General features: G+C 43.4%; 14 protein-coding genes. 10 read left to right on the forward strand and 4 right to left on the reverse strand.

Annotation, left to right across the window (positions count from 1 at the left end; all coding sequences use genetic code 11):
* Positions 1-13: 13 nt before the first annotated feature.
* The 8 genes from NST34_RS10515 (at position 14) to NST34_RS10550 (ending at position 8846) form a co-directional block, all read left to right on the forward strand.
* Positions 14-1849, forward strand: a complete 1836-nt coding sequence (locus tag NST34_RS10515; protein WP_341127707.1) for an ABC transporter ATP-binding protein — start codon at positions 14-16, stop codon at positions 1847-1849.
* A 53-nt stretch (positions 1850-1902) separates the two neighbouring features.
* Entirely contained in the window at positions 1903-2499 is a 597-nt protein-coding gene (locus NST34_RS10520) for an RNA polymerase sigma factor (protein WP_341127708.1), read from the forward strand.
* Positions 2435-3220, forward strand: coding sequence for a hypothetical protein (locus tag NST34_RS10525; RefSeq protein WP_341127709.1), 786 nt, complete (start codon positions 2435-2437; stop codon positions 3218-3220). Before NST34_RS10520 ends, NST34_RS10525 begins: the two co-directional genes overlap by 65 nt.
* A 51-nt stretch (positions 3221-3271) precedes the next feature.
* Positions 3272-4162: an ABC transporter ATP-binding protein gene (locus NST34_RS10530; protein WP_341127710.1), complete on the forward strand. Its 891-nt coding sequence runs from the start codon at positions 3272-3274 to the stop codon at positions 4160-4162.
* Between the two features lie 12 nt (positions 4163-4174).
* On the forward strand, positions 4175-5413 hold the full coding sequence (locus NST34_RS10535; protein ID WP_339247014.1) for an ABC transporter permease: 1239 nt from the start codon (positions 4175-4177) through the stop codon (positions 5411-5413).
* A 12-nt stretch (positions 5414-5425) separates the two neighbouring features.
* Positions 5426-6664, forward strand: a complete 1239-nt coding sequence (locus NST34_RS10540) for an ABC transporter permease subunit (RefSeq protein WP_341127711.1) — start codon at positions 5426-5428, stop codon at positions 6662-6664.
* Between the two features lie 130 nt (positions 6665-6794).
* Positions 6795-7880 carry a glycerol dehydrogenase gene (locus tag NST34_RS10545; protein ID WP_341127712.1) on the forward strand — a complete coding sequence of 362 codons (1086 nt, stop codon included), beginning with the start codon at positions 6795-6797 and terminating at the stop codon, positions 7878-7880.
* A 105-nt stretch (positions 7881-7985) separates the two neighbouring features.
* Positions 7986-8846, forward strand: coding sequence for a divergent polysaccharide deacetylase family protein (locus NST34_RS10550; RefSeq protein WP_081382741.1), 861 nt, complete (start codon positions 7986-7988; stop codon positions 8844-8846).
* On the opposite strand, the gene NST34_RS10555 is transcribed toward NST34_RS10550, so the two are convergent.
* Positions 8833-9585 carry an N-acetylmuramoyl-L-alanine amidase gene (locus NST34_RS10555; protein WP_256721567.1) on the reverse strand — a complete coding sequence of 251 codons (753 nt, stop codon included), beginning with the start codon at positions 9583-9585 and terminating at the stop codon, positions 8833-8835. The two genes, NST34_RS10550 and NST34_RS10555, sit on opposite strands and share 14 nt — an antisense overlap.
* A 183-nt stretch (positions 9586-9768) precedes the next feature.
* Here NST34_RS10555 and NST34_RS10560 point away from each other — a divergent pair, with 183 nt between their 5' ends.
* Positions 9769-9957, forward strand: coding sequence for a YqzE family protein (locus NST34_RS10560; protein ID WP_076283115.1), 189 nt, complete (start codon positions 9769-9771; stop codon positions 9955-9957).
* A 172-nt stretch (positions 9958-10129) separates the two neighbouring features.
* Here NST34_RS10560 and NST34_RS10565 read toward each other — a convergent pair whose 3' ends face one another.
* From NST34_RS10565 to NST34_RS10575, 3 genes are all read right to left on the reverse strand, one after another.
* Positions 10130-11161, reverse strand: a complete 1032-nt coding sequence (locus tag NST34_RS10565; protein ID WP_341127713.1) for a hypothetical protein — start codon at positions 11159-11161, stop codon at positions 10130-10132.
* Between the two features lie 155 nt (positions 11162-11316).
* Complete coding sequence (locus tag NST34_RS10570; protein WP_341127714.1) at positions 11317-12381, reverse strand: YqhG family protein; 1065 nt, start codon at positions 12379-12381, stop codon at positions 11317-11319.
* On the reverse strand, positions 12378-14123 hold the full coding sequence (locus NST34_RS10575; RefSeq protein WP_076283112.1) for a DEAD/DEAH box helicase: 1746 nt from the start codon (positions 14121-14123) through the stop codon (positions 12378-12380). The genes NST34_RS10570 and NST34_RS10575 overlap by 4 nt, the downstream gene beginning before the upstream one ends.
* Before the next feature lie 414 nt (positions 14124-14537).
* Here NST34_RS10575 and NST34_RS10580 point away from each other — a divergent pair, with 414 nt between their 5' ends.
* A complete protein-coding gene (locus NST34_RS10580) occupies positions 14538-17165 on the forward strand; it encodes an adenosylcobalamin-dependent ribonucleoside-diphosphate reductase (protein WP_341127715.1) in 2628 nt (875 codons plus the stop codon).
* Positions 17166-17206 lie beyond the last annotated feature (41 nt).

Consider the following 17206-nt stretch of genomic DNA (forward strand, 5'->3'; position numbering starts at 1 on the left):
GGTGATGATGAGCTTGATTAAAAAAGCAAAACTATTGAAGCGAAATTTAATGGTTTTTTCAAAAACCATTGTTCTTCTTTGGAAGACAAGTCCAGCTACTTTTCTGTCAATTCTTTTTATAGATACACTTATCGGATTGACAGTTCCAGGGAAGTTATGGGCATGGAAAGAGTTCATAGATGCGGCGACTGAAATTTTGTCTGTTCCTTTTACCTCTTTCAAAAAGATGTTTTTATGGTTGGCCGTAAATTTTCTTCTTGTACTGCTAGGCTCCGTCTTGGGTAAAGTGTCAAATTTTGTGCAGAATTTATTTTCAGCGCGATTGAATAAAGCTATAACAGATAATATTTTGCATAAAACAATGGCTTTGGATATGAAAGATTTTGATGACTCCGACACTTACAATCAAATTCAAAAGTCTAGTGACCAGTCGTTGAATCGAAGTATAAGTATATTGCAAACAATTGTAAGTTTTATAAATAATATTACGACTCTTTTTGGTGTTATAGGAATTCTTGTGTTTTTAAAATCTTCCATCGTGTTACTATGTCTTATTTCAGCAGTCCCGATGTTTTATATCAGTATCAGAATTCTTAACAAATGGTTTGGTGTGTTCAACGAACGGTTTGAACAAAATCGATTTATCAAGCATTTGAAAACAATATTAATCACAAATAATTATGTCAAGGAACTAAAAATTTCCCGCTCAGATCAATATCTCACCAAGACTATTCTTGAAATATTGGAGAAATACATACATGAGGATACAAAAATTAGAAAGCGTTTTTTAATAGAGACATCCTTGGTTGATATCATAGATAATGCGATAATGTATATCATTAAGATTTTGGTAATTATTATTTGTGTGAACAGCAGGTTAACAATTGGATCTTTAACAATGTATGTAACCGCAGTAGATAATCTAAAAAATGCTGTATCTAATATTCTCTCGTTATTATCGATGGCTTATGAGAATTGTCTGTATATGCAGAGTATATTTCATTTGCTGGAGATCCCAGAAGAGTATCAGGATGGCAAAAGGGAATTCCCTTCTCCATTTGAGCGTATAGAATTTAGGCAAGTTTCCTTTAGGTATCCTGGTACGCATCATTATGTACTTAAGAATATCAATGTGGTGCTTGAAGCAGAACATTCCTACGCACTTGTGGGATTGAATGGATCCGGAAAAACAACGTTTATTAAGTTGCTGCTGAATTTATACCAGCCAACTGAAGGAGAAATATTTGTAGATGGTATAAATATTAGTGAATTTAATCGTTCGAGCTTGTTTCTGAATGTCGCCGCGGTATTTCAGGACTTTATACAGTATCCTTTTGATATAAAAACTAATATCGGTTTGGGAAATTTGGAAGAGGTAAACAATCTGGACAAAATAATTGACGCGGCAAAAAACTCGGGAGCAGATGAATTTATTGCCCAACTTCCTGAGAAATATGAGACCAGACTAAAAAAGGAATGGTCCGGCAGTGTCGATTTATCGCTGGGACAATGGCAGAAGCTGGCCATTACGCGGGCGTTAATGAAGCCCTCCGCTATACTAATTCTGGATGAGCCAACTGCATCATTGGATGTGATCTCAGAACATGAAATTTTCATGCGTTTTCAGGAAATGAAATTCAGTAGATTATGCATAATGGTAACTCATCGATTTGTTAATACCAGAGATGTGAATAACATCATTGTTCTTCAGTCGGGAGAGATAAGAGAATTAGGCACGCACGCCGAACTGATCCAGAAAAAAGGAGTGTATGCGAGTCTGTACAGGATGCAAGCAGATTCGTACGAAAAGGAAGCGTCTGAAGAATTTCACGAAAAAGTCACAATGTAACTTCATTTTTTTTCTGTATAAATCAGTTAAACATAATAGAGAGGAGGGACGTAGTGGATGAAGTGGAGTGGATCCGGCGAATACATGAGGGGGAGACGCAGTACTTAACACCGCTGATCGAAAGGTATTACCCCGGAATCCAGAAGTATTGCTACTACAGGGTTCGAAGTGAGGAAGAATCGAAGGATCTGACCCAAGAAACTTTCTATCGATTTTGCAGATATATTGACAGATATAAGAATGCAGGAAAATGCCTCGCATACTTATACACAATCGCTCGTCACCTGTGCAATGATTATCTGCAAAAACGGTATCCGTTGTGCTGTGTGCATGTGGAGGAAGCAGAAAAACCGTTTTCACAGCCAAACGGCTCCATTGAAGAACAAGTAGAAGGAGAGCATCTGGTTCATGAGCTGCTTCTACTTCTGCCTGAAGAGCAGCGGGAAATGGTTTTTATGCGGTTTTGTCTGGATATGACCTTCCGCGACATAGCTCGTGTTACGGGAGTAAATGTATGCATGGTTCAATATCGAGTGAAGCGTGGGCTAATTGTTTTAAGAAGCTATTTGGAGAGGAGTGAATTCGTTGAAGAAGAAGCAGCGACATTCCATAGTAACTACACTAAGAAACTACCCTTCGTTTCCCGTTGATCGGGGGCGGTTAGAGGAGACCATTCATGAGGCAGCTATAGAACTGCGCCAAGCACAGGCTACACAGAGAACCTCATTTACAGAGTTCTATAAGGCTCAACTTCGCTTCATCAGTTGGAAGGTATGGGCATTACAGCTGTTAATTGTTGCTGGAATGGGGTTACTTCTGCATAACTTCATTAATCATCCTCACGGAAATATCCAAATTGTCATGCTAGCATCTATTTCAGCTCCATTACTGGTGATCACGGGGCTACAGACACTGACTCGATCTTTAACCTTTCATATGCTGGAGATTGAATTAAGTACTCGGCATGTACTAGAGAAACTGACGCTGGTGCGTATGAGTTTGCTTGGAATAGCGGATCTTATCGGCTTGACCTTGCTGGCCGTTCTATTGAATGTTTGGATACAGACGGGGATTTTGAGCCTCCTACTGTATCTGCTGGTGCCCTTCAATATTGCTTGTCTTGGTTCCCTTTGGTTATTGAACCGGATTCGTACATCAAATTGTGGATATTATTGTCTCCTTTACTGTGCTCTGTTGGTAATTGTGCAGATTATATTTACATTTAATTATTCCTTCTCACTGTTTTTATCATCAGTAACTGGATTATGGCAGGTATTACTGGTGCTTTCTACGGTTGGAATTGTTTACGAGACTCGAGGGGTATGCAGGACATGCAGAAGCCTGGAAACGGCCTCAAGAATACAATTTTAAGATTGTGTGAGACAAGTCAAAACAATAGAGAATAAAAGGAGGAAGTCTGGAATGCTCGAACTGACTTTAAATCAGGTGAGTAAGCATTTTTCCGCCAAAAAGGCGGTAAACGGAATCTCAATCCGACTTACCAATGGTGTCTACGGTTTACTGGGGGCAAACGGCGCTGGAAAAACAACATTGCTTCGGATGATCTGCGGTATCCTAAACCCTAATTCGGGAACGATACAGATGAACAATGAGGAAATTGGTCGTATGGGGGAACGCTATCGCGATTTGCTTGGTTATCTACCTCAGGACTTCGGATATTATCCTGATTTCAGTGCAGAGGAATTTCTGTGGTACATAGGTTCGCTAAAAGGATTGACGCTGGCGGCATCAAAAGGGAAAGCTCGAGAACTACTCGGCACTGTGGCTCTGGATGATGTGGCTCGGAAAAAAATCCGTACTTTTTCCGGAGGGATGAAACAGCGGCTGGGTATCGCACAGGCACTACTTAATGATCCCCGCTTGTTGGTACTGGACGAGCCGACTGCTGGACTTGATCCTAAAGAACGGGTCCGCTTCCGCAACCTTATCGCCGATTTGGGTAGGGACAAGATTGTTATTCTTTCGACACATATTGTATCCGATGTGGAATATATTGCTGATCAGATTCTTGTAATGAAGAAAGGTAGTTTGCTGACAGCCGGCACGGTGGATCAGCTGACGGCAACGATGAAGAGCTTCGTATGGTCATGTCGTATCCCAGTCCGGGAGGCTGAGGAATGGAATGCCCGTTATTGTGTAAGCAATTTGCGGCATGAAGGGGATCAGGTGGAACTGAGAATTGTGTCCGCAGAGAAACCTATTGAGCAGGCGACATCGGTCGTGCCAACGCTGGAGGACTTCTATTTATACCATTTTCAGGAGGAAGAAGATATTACGGCTATTGAAAAATAGGGGGCATGACTTATGGATATATTGACCCGTTTCGAGCTGCGAAAGATCATGCGCCGAAAATCATTTTATGCAGGAATTGTAATCTTGATAGTGGCGGCGTTATTCTTATCCATTATATTAGTCGCAAATATACAAACCACAGGAAAAGATGGTAAGTTCTTGAATGGAGTGGCAGCTATCCAATTAGAAAGAGAGTACAATCGGCAGCTTGCCGGTCCGTTGACCATAGAAAAGATGGAAGCAGCGGTTAAAAGACATCAAAAATTACTTCGTGACCCTGAGAACCTTGATGAAAAAGGTGAGATGACCGTCGAAGCAAATGCCAAATATGACGTTAAGGATAATCAAATTCAATTTTTGATTACAGATGCATTTTCTCCTGCAAGCGGATATGATTTTTACCTTATAAACAAAATAAATCCTGAAGACGTTAAGGAATTTTACCAGAAACGGATGGAAAAAGTCCAAGGATTTTTAAAAAGTAATGACTCAGGTAGCAATTACACAGTCAAAGAGAAAGCTTTTTTCACCAAAATGAATGAGGAAATTCCGGTGCCTTTTCAAATGAACTATGTTACTGGTTGGAAAAATGTATTTGAGAATTTGCCGAGTCTCTTACTAATTATTGCATTTGTCATTGCGGTCTGTCTCGCTCCCGTATTTGCAGGGGAATATCAGAAAGGAACAGACTCCATTGTGTTATCTACTCGTTATGGTCGCAGCAAAGCCATCGCTGCCAAATTGAAAGCAAGCTTTATCATATCTGTAGGACTTATTGTGTTAGCAATTGGGGTTTATACATTCTTAATTCTAGGGGTATTTGGATTCGATGGAGCGAATGCCAGCGTGCAGATGATTAAATTTTTGGCTCCTGTTCCCTACACGGTGATGCAAACCTATATGTGGGCGGTACTTATCGGTAGCCTTGCTTGTCTATTGGTGGGAGCGCTGACACTTTGGCTCTCCAGTCGGATGGGCAACTCATTTTCCGTTATTATAGCCGTTGGAATTCTTCTTGTAGGTACCCAGTTTATTCCTGAAAATAAAAATAGTCGTCTATTTAATCATCTTATAGAATTGCTGCCAGGTAGTATGTTTGACAGCTTTAGTAAAATAACAGGTTATGAAGTATTCCAACTTGGGTGGCAGTTGATTCCTGAGTATAAGATAATGGTTGGATTCTCGGTAATAACTATAACACTATTGCTGCCTTTAAGTTATCGGGCATTCAAAAAGCATCAGGTTATATAGGAGGCATAAATCATGGACACGCTGACGCGGTTTGAACTGCGGAAAATAATAAGGAGCAAGTTGTTTTACGTCGTAATTGCGATTGTAATAGCAGTAGCCCTACTTTTAGCTAACATGAGGGTCACAGGGGCATACATAACGGGTAAGGATGGTGAGGAATTAAAAGGATTGGCTGCAATTTCCCTCCAAAGAGAATACGGACGTCAGCTTGCCGGTCCCTTAACGACGGAAAAATTGGAAAATTCGATTGAACGACACAAAAAGGCTCATCTCGATCCGAACAATATTGATGATAAAGGGAATTTAAAGAATGAAGCTTATGCTAAATATGAAGTCCCGGATGAACAGATCAATACTTTAATTCGTTACGCATTTTCTCCTTTGAGCAATTATGATTATTCTGTAATGGATAGATTGCAACCAGATGATGCTAAAATGTTTTATGAGAAACGGATTGAAAAAGTTAACGGTTATTTAAATTACGATTATTCTTATGGTAATTATTCAGTCAAGGAGAAAGCATTCTTTAATACAATGAACGAGCAGCTTCGTGTTCCATTTCAGATGGACTATGTTACTGGATGGGAAAAAGTATTCCAAAATCTTCAAAACCTCTTTTTAATTATATCTTTGGCCATTGGAATATGCCTCGCTCCCATGTTCGCCGACGAATATCAGCGGGGTACGGATGCGATCATTTTGTCTTCTCGTTATGGTCGCAATAAGGTCATCACCGCCAAATTAAAGGCTGGCTTTATTCTATCTATAGCACTACTATTGTTAGCGCTCGTGGCATACACGCTTTTGCTGCTCGGAATATTTGGATTTGAGGGTGCGAAAGCAAATGTGCAGATGATTGACCTTTTGGCTCCCGTTTCCTTCACAGTCTTCCAAGCGTATCTGTGGGCGATCCTCATCGGTAGTCTAGCCTGCCTGATGGTGGGAGCATTGACTCTGTGGCTGTCCAGCCTTATGAGTAGTCCCTTTTCTGTTATCATTGTCATAGGAATATTGGTTATTGGTCCACTGTTCATTCCTGCCAGCAAGAGCAGCCGACTGTTTAATCATCTGATAGATTTGCTGCCAGGTAATATGTTTGACGGTTTTAAAAAAATAACCTCATATGAATTGTTTAATCTGTTTGGTGTATTAATTCCAGAATATAAGGTCATGGCAGGCTTCGCTCTTGTTGTTATAGTGCTACTACTGCCTCTTACTTATAGGGCATTTAAGAAACATCAAGTGGCCTGAATTTGAGAATATTTTGAAATGGTTTACTATTTATACTCATAGATGATTTTTCGCGATAGATCTTTTTTTATAGCCAGTCTGAAGCAACACTCCTTAGAATAAAAGAATATACAAAAAGAGGAGTGAAACCATGACGCAGATCTTATGTTCACCGACTAAATATATTCAGGGGTATGGCGAGATTCGTAAGCTGGGAGATTATTGTTTGCAGCTAGGATCGAACAGAGCTTTTGCGATTATAGATCCTTTTATTTTTTCCATGTACAAGGAGGATATCTTACACAGCTTTGAAGTGAACGATATTCCCCTTATGATGCGCGAATTCAAGGGTGAGTGCAGCCGTAATCAGGTGGATGAGATAGTGCTAGAACTTGGTCTGAAGGACGTTGAAGTTATCTTAGGAATCGGTGGCGGCAAGACCCTAGATACGGCAAAAGCAGTAAGCCACATGGCGGATCTCCCGGTAGTTATTGTACCCACAGTGGCCTCGACGGATGCACCTTGCAGCGCTTTATCAGTGTTGTATACGGACGAAGGTGACTTCGACTGTTACCTTCCATTAAAAAGAAATCCTGATATGGTGATCGCAGATATCGATATCATCGCTAAAGCCCCTGCAAGATTACTGGTGGCTGGAATGGGTGATGCTTTGTCCACCTATTACGAAGCAAGAGCTTGCCGTCAATCAGGAGCGGTTACTCATGCAGGCGGGACTAGCACAATCGCAGCGTTCTCTTTAGCACGTGCTTGTCTGGACACACTTCTTGCTGAAGGTGAATCCGCACTCCTGGATGTAAAACAGGGGATCACCTCTTCTGCAGTGGAACATATTGTTGAAGCTAATATTTACTTGAGCGGCGTTGGGTTTGAGAGCGGTGGGCTTGCTGCAGCCCATGCTATTCATAACGGACTGACCCTGTATGAGGAATGCAGGAATGTGCTACATGGTGAGAAGGTTGCCTTTGCTACGATCGTGCAGTTGGTCTTGGAGAAGGCTTCAGAAGATGAGGTCGCTCAGGTCAGTGCTTTCTGTAAAAAAGTCGGCCTTCCCGTTACACTTAAGGAGCTTGGGATTACCAGTAGCGATATGGATAAATTAATGGTGGTGGCAGAAGCTAGCTGCTCCCAGGATAGCCCAATGAAGAATATGCCATTTGAAGTTCAATCTGTGGATGTGCTGGAAGCAATCCTTGCCACAGACAAGCGCGGGCATTAGCAACAGCTCGATTGTAAATTTTTGCGAACCCTCCCCGTACATATTAAACCTTCGTGAACCAAACAATGAGAACAATTGTTTAAGACGAAGGAGGCGTTCCTCTTGATGAAGGACAGTCGAAAGGTTAAACGTTACTTACTGAATTGGCTTGCTGTTGCTGCAGTATTGATTACCACAATTGTTCCGGCTACGCCGGCTGTCTCTGCTGCCACGTCTAAAGACAACGCTACAAATACACAGCTTGAAGAGAGTGCACCCAAACGTGATAAGGTCGCTATCATTATTGACGATTTCGGCAATGGCATGAAGGGGACAGATGAAATGTTCTCGTTACCGATAAAGCTTACTGTAGCCGTCATGCCTTTTTTACCTACATCCGTAAAGGATGCCACCCGCGCACATGAACGCGGAGATGATGTTCTGGTTCATTTGCCGATGGAGCCGCGCCAAGGTAATCCTAAATGGCTTGGACCAGGAGCCATATTGGCCAAAATGTCCGATGAGGAAGTGCGACAAAAGGTTGAGGCAGCACTCGATAATGTTCCTTATGCGATCGGGATAAATAACCATATGGGTTCGAAAATTACCGGAGATGAGCGGATTATGGCAGTGATCTTATCTGTATGCAAAGAACGAGGATTATTTTTTGTAGACAGCAAGACCAACTACCGTTCCGTTGCTGGCAATATGGCTTATCGGATGGGATTGCCACGCGTAGAGAACCATATCTTTTTAGATGACACACATACAGCAAGTCATGTTCTGAAACAAATGGGTCTCGTCAAAGACATGGCGAAGGATCAACGATTTTGTGTAACGATTGGTCATGTTGGTGTATTTGGGAAAGAGACCGCCGCAGGAATACGCAGCGGTATTGAACAGATGAAAGACAATGTTGAGTTTATAGGGATTTCTGATCTGGTTAAAAACGAGATGAAATGGAGCTCCCAACTTAAACTTCCATAAGATAAGCTACAATACCATCAGCGATGGCTTCAGCGATTTGTTGCTGCCCTTTAGGGGTGCATAACTTTGCGCGGTCAGTCGGACTGCTTACAAAACCCGCCTCAACGATAACAGTTGTGGCGGTTATTTTATTGAGTAAATAAAAGGGCTTGCCTGGTCTTGGATGAGCTTCGACATCGTAAAGATTGTTTAGCTGATGCTGAATGGACTTAGCAAGCATGAAGCTACGACCCTCTTGACGGTACAATACAAGTGGACCATGTTTGGAAGGGGAAGGCGCCCAGTTAATATGGATACTTACCACTACAGTAGCAGGTAATGTCTCAGCAAGCTCTTTACGCTGTGCAAGATCCCGCAGATGTCGAGATTTACTACGCAGCCAGCGGTTTTCATCACTAGGGGCATAATCTCCATTGCGATTTAAAGCAACATCAAAACCATCGCTACCCAGAAGTAGAAATAATCGACGTGAGATATCTAAGGTGATATCTTTTTCAAGAATATTACCATAGGAAGTTCCACCGTCGATGCCTCCATGTCCCGCATCAATTAGGATCATACGGTGTCCGTGACCTAATAAATGCTGACGGTCATCCTTCATCACGGGTTTCTCTGGTGTCGCGGAGGCTAAGGAGCTGCCCATAAACAACATTAGTAGTCCTAGGGTAGTTAGAGTGATTCGAAAGCCGCATAGAACAGCTGCTGTACTGGGAAAGGGTTGTTTTCTCCAGTTGTTCAAGTGAAACGCCTCCTTGCAAGTGAATAACGTCTTCTGGATTCTTTGTTAGATTGTGCTTTAATAGGTAAACCTATTCGACAAATCAGAAGTCTGTAGTTTAGATCCAAGTGGAGTGGTGCACACTAAGACCATGGAACGGATGCTGATAATCTGAATTCACTTACATTTTTAGGAGGTGTTAAAATGGCTTCCGGTGGCGATGAGCTTGTAAAGTATATAACGGAGAAGGTAGTCGTATATATCGAGGATCCGCGTGCCATTCATGCTCGTAGAGCGGCTACGAAGCAGCCGTGGTCACAGAAATGGTTTGGCATGCTCCCGCTTGGGTGGTCTATCTGGCGAAGCAAGTGGAGTCATGGCAAAAAAGAATAAAGGTATAAATAGCAAATAACCTTCCAGTGCCATTATTCATGGGTGGCAGTGGAAGGTTATTTGCATTTGTTTAAATATAAGAATTTATATGCTTACGTTATAAATTATCCTTCTATTTCTCGCATAAACACTTACCGTCCTCATAAGGACGCCGAAGGCGTTTATGCTTGTGTTAACGATTATATCCGAGTGCTTTGGTCGTTCTGTCGGGCAGCTTATGCAGTGTTCCATTATTTTGTAGTGCAGTGAGTGGTAAGTATCGTTTTCCTTCAGGGCCTGAGGCCGCGTATACGGTAATTTTATTGTTCTCAGCTTGACCTTGAGAAGGCTGCCAGCTCTGATAGCCTGTAATCATAAATGGTGCCCCGACAAGGTCGTTTCGTCCAGCAGCTTGATAAGCGATGCTTTCTTTAGGTCTGATCAGAAGTGCGATATTGTCACCGCTCACTGTAGTTAGTTTAGGAGCGGTCAGCCAAAGGATATCTTCGTAAGGATCATCTGACCCTCCACTATTGAAGGCCGATAGCGGTGATACGTCAGGATTAAGATTAGTAATTACATCTGTTGCTGGAGGCTGCTCTTTAAGGACTTCTTCTGCCTTGCTCAGTGTCCAAGGTAAAATTTGCGGTACGGAAGCATTGATGTAAACCGTCTTTTCGTCAATAGTTATTTTCCAGACCGGTAGAAGTGGTGCATATAAAGCAGTAAGGTTTATTGTTCCTGAAAAAGATGATGTAATGAGACCTTTCTGCACCAAAAACTGGCGCAGATCATTTAAACTGTATGGGAGTCCGTAAGTGCCGGCTCCATATTCACTTAGCATATATCCGCCTGTATCTGTGGCAGAAATGATCATGTATCCGATCCGCTCTTCACCCTTCATTACATTTACAAGCCAGCCATGAGTACCTGGACCAAGGGGATAATATTCTATCCTTGCATCCTTCCAGGCTGTAAATGGAGCTTCTGCAGCGAGCTTGTTCAATGTAGCCTTAGCGAATTCTTGGACCGTACTGGGTGAAGGTAAGGTACTCATCTTCAATACAGGAATTGCATCCTGCGTGACTGACTGGATCACACTTACTCTGGCCAGCGCGAGCGCTGAAGGGGAACCAGAACTGGATACAAACAGTCCAAAGCTTAGAAGCAGGAGGAGGCATCCTTGACCCGCAAGTTTCAGCCTCCGTTGCAAACTTATTTTCATGGCGTCGATCACCTTTCTTTGTTAAGAAATGTCAGGAAAGTTAAGCTTTACTCTATTGTAGTGGACAGGCAATAAAAAGGCTGTTGCTTGCTGTCGCGCTTGAAGGCGGAAGTTCTCTTGTTTTTTTGCCTGCTTTTAGCGAGTAGGGTCGCATTCTATAGGCTTCGCAGATGAAACAGTCCGTAGGTTATCGCAGAAACTGCAATTTGCGGCTCATATTGCCAAATGGTCTCCTGTCGACGACGGTTATACTGCTCTTGAGTGCCTAAACGTTTTTCTTCATCAGGCTCTTTCAGCAGCTCTCCGTAATAAATATCAATGATAGCCAGCTCGATTCTAAGACGCTCACGTGCCTGTTCTGCCCAAGTGTAATCGAGTTCGGCAAGATGAGAGGTAAGATGAGCCTCTAATAAATCTGTAGCGGCTGTCACTGTTAATTCATAAGGCTGAATATGGACGTTTTCTGGTAAACGGGGGATCATCTCCCGCGAGGCTATCTTAGTGTTAAAGTCATCAATGATGGTCCCTTTTGTCAGCGATATTCCAAGATAATGCAGTTCTTCCCGTTTCAAATCGCAGCTCATCTCCACTTTATAGCAGACGCCGAGCCACGGTTCATAAGCTGCAGAGAAGAGTGTATTCCGCTGCCTGCTACCGGGATCTTCAAATAAGTAAAGGCATTTCCCTTCATCTTGCGCCGCACTCCAAATTTGCTGCAGGCGCTTGCTACCATAGATGATATCTTCACGTCTTATCATACCGGGCCCAATTCGGGGCAATGCAGGTACAATACCGAAGTAGCGGGCTAGGATGCTATCTTCTGGATTTGAGGAGGGGATATGAACCACATTAGATTCAGGTGATGTTGGATTCAATAGATCTGCGCTAGCCTCAGCATCTGTTGTGGCGCCCATCGCTGGGTTTTCGGTAATTGGCGGATTCAATGCTCCGATGCTGCGATTTACCGTTGGCGGAACTTCTATAGCTGCCTGGCTATCGTATTTTTCCGGATCAAATACAAAAGTGAAGGAGAGTGTCTCCGGATCAACACCAGTACGCTCCACGAATCCCCAATAATAAGGTCGATCTGTAAGCATTCTGTCAGCTCTTGGCGATAGCTTTACAGTTACGTGAATGGGCGATACTTCAATAATGGAGCATTCTGTCGCCTCCAGATAATCCATTACATGTTTACGTACTTCCTGTGAGTTGAGGGTCATGTCGAAGTCTCACTTTCCTTTTTAATACCCTGAGTCAACTCACTTAGGGATTCACCGATATGATCTAACTCATGTCGCAGCTCTTCATCGGAGCGGGATTCGAGCATGATTTTGTATAAACTTTTCTCCAGCGATTCTTTCTTCTCAAAACGCTCCAGAATCACATCCAGCCCGCCAATGACCATTTCGAACATATTGATCTTCTCGTGTAGCAGATGCAGAATATGTTCTTCAATCGTGCCCTGCGTGGACAAATTATAGATAACCACGTCATTTTCCTGACCTAACCGGTGCACCCGCCCAATCCGTTGTTCTACTCTCATGGGATTCCAAGGCAGATCGAAGTTGATCATATGGTGACAGAACTGCAGGTTAATGCCCTCACCACCCGCCTCAGTAGCGATCATGACTTGAGCACGACCGCGGAAGAGGTCCATCATCCAGTCCTTTTTACCACGATTCATCCCGCCGGAATAAGAAACACACATTAGCCCATGTTCGCGGAAATACTGAAGCAAATATTCTTGAGTCGCGCGATACTCCGTAAAAACGATGACCTTTTCATTCATTTCTTGAATGAGAGATAGTGTTGTTTCGGCTTTGGTATTGGTCTTAACCGTACGAAGTGTCTGCAATAGCTCCATCATCCGATCGCGTTTCGGCGAATCAGCAGGCAGCTTCTTGATCAGATTAACTAAAGTGATGAAGACGGCATCCCTACTGCTGCACACCTCACGCTGAAGCGTTACCAAGGAAAGCATGCTGCTAAGATTGCCGCCTGATTCCTGATACTGATCTTTAACAAAAGAAGTGACAGCGTCATATAATACTCTCTCTTCCTGTGAAAGAACTAGCGGAATATTACGGACTTTTCGTTTCGTAAAATTAACTGGACCTTCGCCACGCCGATTGCGGATCATCACCTTCGATAGCTCGTCTCTTAGTTGACCTTCATTCTTAGGTTGGCGTTTATCAACGACGAAATTCGAAGCAAAATCACCCTGATTTCCTAGTTGCCCCGGTTTCAGTAAAGTGATCAAATTAAATAGCTCGCCCAGATCATTCTGAACGGGAGTAGCGGTTAGGAGCAGGCAATATTTTTTGCGTAATTGCTGTACAAATAGATAATTGGTCGATTTCTTGTTCTTCAGCTTATGGGCTTCATCAATAATCAACATGTCATATTCATTTTCCAGCAGCATCTCTTTATGAGGATCGCGCTTCGCGGTATCCATAGATGCGACGACAATCGCATTCCCCCAGGAATATGCTTTTTTCTGTGCAACAGCAGAGATGCCAAACTTGGCATTCAGCTCGCGGACCCACTGCAATACGAGGGAAGCGGGTACCAGAATAAGCACTTTAGAGACTAGACCGCGGACAAGATATTCCTTGAGTACAAGTCCTGCTTCAATCGTCTTTCCTAGTCCAACCTCATCTGCAAGAATCGCGCGGCCCGACATCTCAAACAAAACCTTATGCGCGGTATCGAGCTGATGAGGAAGCGGGGATAATCCGGATAAATGCTTCATGCATTGCAGCTCATCGAAGCTGGTTACTAGACCCGTTTGTTCACCTTGCACAGCAAGCTTGGACAGACGGTAGTCTCCCCACGGACCACCTTTATCTAGTTTAAGTTCTAGATCCTGTAGCCAATTCCGGTCAAAAGAAAGAGGAACAGGCAGTATAGGCGCTGACTTTCCACCTTTGTGAGGTAGAGAATTACGGAATAATTGCGTCATGGTACAGCCTCCTCAGGTGCTATTTCATATCATCATTCGTAGGAGTAGTATGCTCTTAAACAAGAGAATTCATAACCTTCTATTTTTCTTGATAGCCTTTAAAAAAGAGAGTAAAAGCGAGAAAACGCGGCAAGGTTTGCGATATTTCGGCTGCTTGACTCTATTTTCGAAAAAGACCTTCGATACAATATGTGGTATAGTTTAAAAGCTGACGCACACAATATATTGTGACAAAAGCATGAAAATGTGATTTTTTAAAGTGCGTAGCTGCTATTTGTTATTGACAAGATGAACTTCCTACATACACCCGTAAGACGGAAGATAAGTGTAAGGAAGTTTTTGTTGTGGGTCACAAAATGTACGCCCACACCTGAACTGGAACTAATATTTACTACATTGCGGGAGGTTTTTCTATTGGGTAAAGTGGAACGTAAGCAACGCCTTGAAGGGCTAAGTGAAAAAATATTTTTGGATCGTTATGCTTGGAAGGATGCCGACAGCAATAATGCTAAAGTAGGCGATGTTGTACTCGTTCTAACAAAAGATGATCCGAAGTTTCCCACGAAGGAAGTCGGAGAGATCGTAGAACGTAACGGCAGAATCGTAACCGTGAAGACGCGCAGCGGCGAACTTGTGAAATCAGATGTTGAAAAGCTGACGCTTAATATAGAAAAAACACCAGAGGAAATGTGGGATCGTCTGTCTACAGCTATGGCTTCTGTGGAGAAGACGCCTGAGCTTCAAGAAGAATGGGCGGGTAAATTCCGTTCGATTCTGGATGATTGGAAGCTCGTACCGGGTGGACGAATTGCTGCTGGTGCAGGCGCTAGTGAAGAACTAACCCTGTTCAACTGTTATGTAATTCCTTCTCCAAAAGATAGCCGTGGCGGCATTATGCAGACGTTGGCTGAAATGACAGAAATTATGGCTCGTGGTGGCGGTGTAGGGATTAACCTATCCTCTCTACGTCCACGCCGGGCAATTGTGAGAGGTGTTAATGGTTCTTCCAGTGGTTCTGTATCTTGGGGCGGTCTGTTTAGCTATACCACTGGATTAATTGAACAAGGCGGTAGCCGTCGTGGTGCACTTATGCTCATGATTAATGACTGGCATCCAGATGTGGAGGACTTCATTACCGTAAAGCAAACGATGGGTCAAGTTACGAATGCGAACCTTTCGGTATGTGTGAGCAATAGCTTTATGAAGGCTGTAAAAGAAAATCTGGATTGGGATCTCGTATTTCCGGATACAACAGATCCAGAGTACAACGATGTATGGGATGGCGATCTAGACAAGTGGAAGGCTGCGGGCAAAAACGTTATTCATTATCGCACCGTTAAAGCGCGTGATGTGTGGCGCACCATTATTGAATCCGCTTGGAAATCCGCTGAGCCAGGCGTTGTGTTCATGGAATACTACAATCAGATGTCCAACAGCTGGTATTTTAATCCGATCATTTGTACGAACCCATGTGGGGAGCAAGGACTGCCAGGCTGGGGAGTCTGCAATTTGTCTGCTGTGAACCTGTCCAAATTCTACGATGAGAAGAATCATGATGTAGACTGGGAAGATCTCGCGACTACGACGCGTTATTCCGTACGTTTCTTGGACAATGTCATTGATAAGACGCCTTATCATTTCCCGGAAAATGAAGCGAATCAGAAAAACGAACGCCGTGTGGGTCTCGGAACGATGGGTCTTGCTGAGCTGATGATCAAATTGAACATCCGTTACGGTAGCCCGGAATCTTTGGCGTTTCTGGACAAGCTTTACGGCTTTATGGCTCGTGAAGCATACCTTGCTTCTGCAGAGATTGCTGGTGAGAAGGGATCCTTCCTAGCTTTTGACACAGAGAAATATTTAATGAGCGGCTTTATGAAAAATATGCTCGAAACGTATCCAGAGGTTGGTGAAGCGATCCGTAAACATGGCATGCGTAACGTTACAGTGATAACACAAGCACCTACAGGTAGCACAGGTACAATGGTTGGCACCTCGACAGGTATTGAGCCTTATTTCGCCTTTAAATATTTCCGTCAAAGTCGCCTTGGCTACGATGAGCAGTTCGTTCCAATCGCCCAAGAATGGCTTGAAGCTCATCCAGGTGAAGAGCTGCCAGATTATTTCGTGACTTCGATGGATTTGTCAGCTAAGGATCATATTCGTGCGCAAGCAGCGATTCAACGCTGGGTAGATAGCTCGATTTCCAAGACAGCCAACTGCCCGTCTGACTTCACAATAGAAGAGACGGCTGAGCTATATGAAATGGCCTTCGATCTGGGCTGTAAAGGGGTTACGATCTACCGTGATGGTAGCCGTGATGTGCAAGTACTGCAAACCTCGAAGAAGGAAGATGCAGCAGAAGAGGTAGCTCCAGCAGTTGAAGTTGCAACGACTCCTGAAGCAAATGTTGTAGCGGCAAGCCCAGCACCTCAAGCTCCTACTAAAGAGCTGGATAAACAATACAAGAAACGTCCGCAGGTTCTGCGCGGCGCAACCTATAAAATCAACACACCTTTTGGTATGGCGTATATTACGATCAATGATCTAGATGGTACACCGGCAGAAATCTTCCTGAATGTAGGTAAAGCAGGTTCTGATGTCTTTGCGATGGCAGAAGCACTCGGTCGTGTCTGCTCCTTGTTCCTCCGTTATGGAGATCATGGTGAGAAGGTAGAATTGTTGATCAAACATCTGAAAGGTATCGGCGGATCAGGTGCAATCGGCTTCGGTGCGAATCGAGTAGAATCCATTGCAGATGCTGTAGCTAAGGCATTGGAGACTCATGTACTGAATAACGCTCATGATGATCATTTGCCTGCACCAATTGCAGCAACTTTGGAGCTAGAAGATTTCAATGAAGCTTTAAATGCGGAGTTGAAAGCGAGTGTTCCTGTAGTAACATCTACCGATGATGGTCATGGTGCGCATAACCACACTAGCGCTTCACGTGATCTTTGCCCATCTTGCGGCGGCGCTTCGCTGATTAATATTGAGGGCTGTAAGACTTGTGGCAATTGCGGGTATAGTCGCTGCGGGTAAACGGTAGAGCCAATAAATGTTTTATGCGATGTGAAATTCCA

The organism is Paenibacillus sp. FSL H7-0714 (genome assembly GCF_038003765.1).
Lineage (GTDB): Bacteria > Bacillota > Bacilli > Paenibacillales > Paenibacillaceae > Paenibacillus_AQ.